This is a genomic window from Microbacterium sp. (genome assembly GCF_047971895.1).
Classification (GTDB): domain Bacteria; phylum Actinomycetota; class Actinomycetes; order Actinomycetales; family Microbacteriaceae; genus Microbacterium.
Genome location: NZ_JBKEAF010000119.1, coordinates 1 through 4,045, shown reverse-complemented (window position 1 = coordinate 4,045; position 4,045 = coordinate 1). Strand labels below are relative to the sequence as shown.

The 4,045-nt window shown below is 65.4% G+C and carries 5 protein-coding genes; 2 read left to right on the top strand and 3 right to left on the bottom strand.

The features are described 5' to 3' along the window. The 3 genes from ACK5IN_RS09560 to nrdH form a co-directional block, all read right to left on the bottom strand. A partial coding sequence (locus ACK5IN_RS09560) for a ribonucleotide reductase N-terminal alpha domain-containing protein (RefSeq protein WP_416895960.1) occupies positions 1–1,283 on the bottom strand: 1,283 nt, incomplete at its 3' end. Next, complete coding sequence (gene nrdI, locus ACK5IN_RS09555; RefSeq protein ID WP_416895959.1) at positions 1,280–1,711, bottom strand: class Ib ribonucleoside-diphosphate reductase assembly flavoprotein NrdI; 432 nt, start codon at positions 1,709–1,711, stop codon at positions 1,280–1,282. The genes ACK5IN_RS09560 and nrdI, both read right to left, overlap by 4 nt. A gap of 52 nt (positions 1,712–1,763) precedes the next feature. After that, complete coding sequence (gene nrdH, locus ACK5IN_RS09550; RefSeq protein WP_416895958.1) at positions 1,764–1,997, bottom strand: glutaredoxin-like protein NrdH; 234 nt, start codon at positions 1,995–1,997, stop codon at positions 1,764–1,766. 389 nt (positions 1,998–2,386) lie between these two features. Between nrdH and ACK5IN_RS09545 the strand changes: the two genes are divergently transcribed. Continuing rightward, entirely contained in the window at positions 2,387–3,574 is a 1,188-nt protein-coding gene (locus ACK5IN_RS09545; RefSeq protein ID WP_416895961.1) for an MFS transporter, read from the top strand. Continuing rightward, a partial coding sequence (locus ACK5IN_RS09540) for an acyl-CoA dehydrogenase family protein (RefSeq protein ID WP_416895957.1) occupies positions 3,571–4,045 on the top strand: 475 nt, incomplete at its 3' end. The genes ACK5IN_RS09545 and ACK5IN_RS09540, both read left to right, overlap by 4 nt.

Sequence of the window (4,045 nt, the reverse complement as noted above, 5' to 3'; positions counted from 1 at the left end):
TCCATGACGTGCGCAATGTTCAGCGATCCGAGATTGCAGGAGATGTCCTTCCCGACTGTCTCGTAGGTGAGGTCCTCGTGGTAGGTGGACGCGGTAGAGACCTGAAGGATTTCTGAACACAAGTTGCTCATCGTGATCCGGCCATCGATCGGATTGGCGCGGTTCACCGTGTCCTCGAAGACCAGGTAGGGGTAGCCCGACTCGAATTGGATCTCGGCGAGGGTCTGGAAGAACCGGCGCGCACTGATCTTCGTCTTCGTGATCCGGGCGTCGTTGACCATCTCCTGGTACTTGTCGGTCACCAATATCTCTGTGAAGGGCACCCCATAGACCCGTTCGACGTCATACGGGCTGAACAGGTACATATCGTCGTTGTCACGGGCCAGCTGGAATGTGATGTCCGGAATCACGACACCCAGGCTGAGCGTCTTGATCCGGATCTTCTCGTCGGCGTTCTCCCGCTTGGTGTCCAGGAATCGGTAGATGTCGGGGTGATGCGCGTTGAGGTAGACCGCACCGGCCCCCTGCCGGGCACCGAGCTGGTTGGCGTAGCTGAAGCTGTCTTCGAGGAGCTTCATCACGGGGATGATGCCCGAGGACTGGTTCTCGATCTGCTTGATCGGCGCCCCGGACTCGCGGATGTTCGACAGCAGCAAAGCCACGCCGCCGCCACGCTTGGACAGCTGCAGCGACGAGTTGATGCCGCGCGAGATCGACTCCATATTGTCTTCGATGCGCAGCAGAAAGCACGAGACGAGCTCGCCGCGCTGAGCCTTGCCGGCGTTGAGGAAGGTCGGGGTGGCCGGCTGGAACCGCCCCGAGATGATCTCCTCGACCAGCTGCACCGCGAGCTCCTGGTCGCCGTCGGCCAGCCCGAGCGCCGTCATCACCACGCGGTCCTCGAAGCGCTCGAGGTAGCGCTTGCCGTCGAAGGTCTTGAGCGTGTAGCTCGTGTAGTACTTGAACGCGCCGAGGAACGTCTCGAAGCGGAACTTCTTCGAGTAGGCCAGATCGTTGAGCTGCTGGATGAACGTGAATGGATACTGCTCGAGCACGGCGCCCTCGTAGTACTCCTTCTCGACGAGGTAGTCGAGACGCTCCTTCAGCGAGTGGAAGAAGACGGTGTTCTGATTCACGTGCTGCAGGAAGTACTCGCGCGCCGCCCGTTTGTCGGCGTCGAACTGGATCTTGCCGTCCACGCCGTACAGGTTGAGCATCGCGTTGAGGGAGTGAAAATCCATCCCCCCGAACCGCTGATCGTCCTTGAACGACGTATCGATCATCGCTGTGTCCACCATTGCTCCAGTCCTGCGCTCACGCGCTCGACGTCCTCCGACGTGCCGAACAGCTCAAGCCGGTACAAGTGCGGCACGTGGCACTTGCGGCTGATGATGTCGCCGGCGAGACAGTATGACTCGCCGAAATTCGTGTTTCCCGCGGAGATGACCCCGCGAAGGTGGTGCCGGTTGCGCTCGTCGTTGAGGAACCGGATCACCTGCTTGGGCACGGCGCCCTTCTCGACCTCTCTACCCTGGCCGCCCCCGTAGGTCGGCGTAACCAGGACGAAGGACTCATCCACGCGGAGGGCGTCCTCCGCCGTGTGAAGCGGAATCCGCCGCGCCGGAAGTCCGAGCTTCTCGATGAATCGCGCCGTGTTGCCCGACACGCTCGAGAAGTAGACGAGCAGTGGCGCCCGCGTGAGCGTCTGCATGACGCATCCCTCGATCCCTGAGCCTGCCGCGATTCCTGAGCCTGCCGAAGGATCAGGCCAGACGAGACGCGAGCTCGTCGATCTTGTCGGGGCGGAAGCCCGACCAGTGGTCCTCGTCCGTGATCACGACCGGCGCCTGCAAGTAGCCGAGCGCCTTGACCTGCTCGAGCGCGGACGGGTCTTCGGAGAGGTCGAGGACCTCGTATTCGATGCCCTTCGAGTCCAGCGCACGGTACGTCGCGTTGCACTGCACGCAGGCGGGCTTGGTGTAGACAGTGATCGCCATTTCGACCCGTCTCTCCCCTCTTTCCGAATCTTGACCGGCAGACCCCCGCCGGGATAGCAATACTACATATGGGTGCCGACATCAGAAAGCACCACAAGGGATAGTAGTTACATTCGTGTAGTTTTCCACCGCTCCTACGGAGTACAACACAGGTTTTCCACCGTTTCATCCACACCTTGCACCGCGATCCAACGGCCGGAAAACCCCTGGATCACGGCCGTTTCGGCGGTTGCTCGAAAGGCTCTCCACAGACGAGACGATAGAACCTGCCACCGACATGCGAATTCCTGTGGATGACGCCGTCTCGGCGTGTCGCGAATCGGTAGCGTGTACTCGTGGCGGCAGCGGCGGGTTATCGGGAGCTCCTCAGCACCCCGGGGGTCGGGCGCATCATCGCCGCCCAGCTGACGGCGCGGTTCCCCAGCGGCATGATGAGTCTCGGCATCCTGCTGCACGTGCACCACATCACCGGCTCGTACGGATCCGCCGGAGTCGTGCTCGCCGCCACCTCGATCGGCCAAGCGGCCTCAGGCCCGGTCACCAGCCGCTGGATGGGGCGCTGGGGTATGCGGCGCGTGCTCACCCTCACCACCGCCGTGTGCGCCGCCGCGATCCTCGGCCTCGCGCTGTCACCGGCGGTGCTGTCGCTGCTCATGGTGCTCGGCGCGGTGGCCGGGCTCGCGACGCCGCCCGTGCAGTCGGCCGTGCGCACGATCTACCCGAAGCTCGTCAGCGCACGGCATCTGACACCGCTGTTCTCGCTGGACGCATCGCTGCAGGAGATCATCTGGATCCTCGCACCCGTGCTCATCACGTTCGTGTCGATGCAGGTGGGCACCGTGACCGGCCTGCTGGTGGTCGTGGTGATCCTGTGCGGCGGCGGCACGTGGTTCATCCTCTCCCCCGAGGTCGGACAGGTGCGCATCCCGCCCAGCCGCCGCGCATTCGGCAAGGTGCTCGCCCGGCCCGCCGTGCTGCTGTCCACCGTCTGCGGCTTCCTGCTCGTCGGCGCATGCGCCGCGGTCGAGGTCGGGGTGGTCGCCACGTTCAGCGAGGGCGATCTGCGCGCAGGCCTCGTGCTCGCCGTCTTCTCCCTGGGCAGCCTCGTGGGCGGTCTCGGATCGGGGCGCATCCCGATCGGGCGGTGGGCGATGGCCCGGCGCATGGCGATCGTCACGGTCGGCCTGGCCCTGACGATGATCGCCCTCAACGTGTGGTGGATCGGCGGCGCCCTGTTCTTCGCCGGCATCGGCGTGGCCCCGGCGTTCGCGGTGCTGTTCGCGATGACCTCGGCCAGCGTGAAGTTCAGCGACACCGCCGAGGCGTTCGGCTGGGTCGGCACCGGCCAGCTCATCGGCGCGGCGGCGGGATCGGCGGTGGCCGGGTTCCTCATCGACGGTGTCGGCGAGCTGGGCGCGTACGGTGCCGCCGCGGCCTTCGCCGCCCTGGGCATGATCGTCGCGGTGGTTTTCCTGCGAGGATTCCCGGATCTGCGTCACCGCGACGCCAGCCCGATCCCCGACACCGAGCCGATCGGCACAATCACCCCGGTACCGGGGGCGACAATGGAGCAGTGAACGAGTTCGATCCGAGGACGATCCTGCCCGACGCACTGCTGGAGCGCTTCCGCGAGCGCGCGGCGGCGCACGACCGGGAGAACACCTTCCCCGACGACGACCTGGCCGAGCTGCGCGCCCTCGGGTACACCGCGATCCTCGTGCCGCGTGAGCTGGGGGGCGGCGGGCTCGGCCTCGCCGAGGCATCCATCCTTCAGCAGCGCCTGGCCGCCGCCGCGCCCGCGACGGCCCTCTCAGTCAACATGCACCTCATCTGGACGGGCGTGGCAAAGGTGCTCGCCGACCGCGGCATCGACAGCCTGCGCTTCGTACAGCAGGGGGCCGCGGCCGGCGAGGTGTTCGCGTTCGGGATCAGCGAGGCGGGCAACGACCTCGTGCTGTTCGGAAGCGATACGGATGCTGCGCCCCGGCCGGACGGATCGTACGCCTTCACCGGGACGAAGATCTTCACGTCGCTCGCCCCGGTCTGGA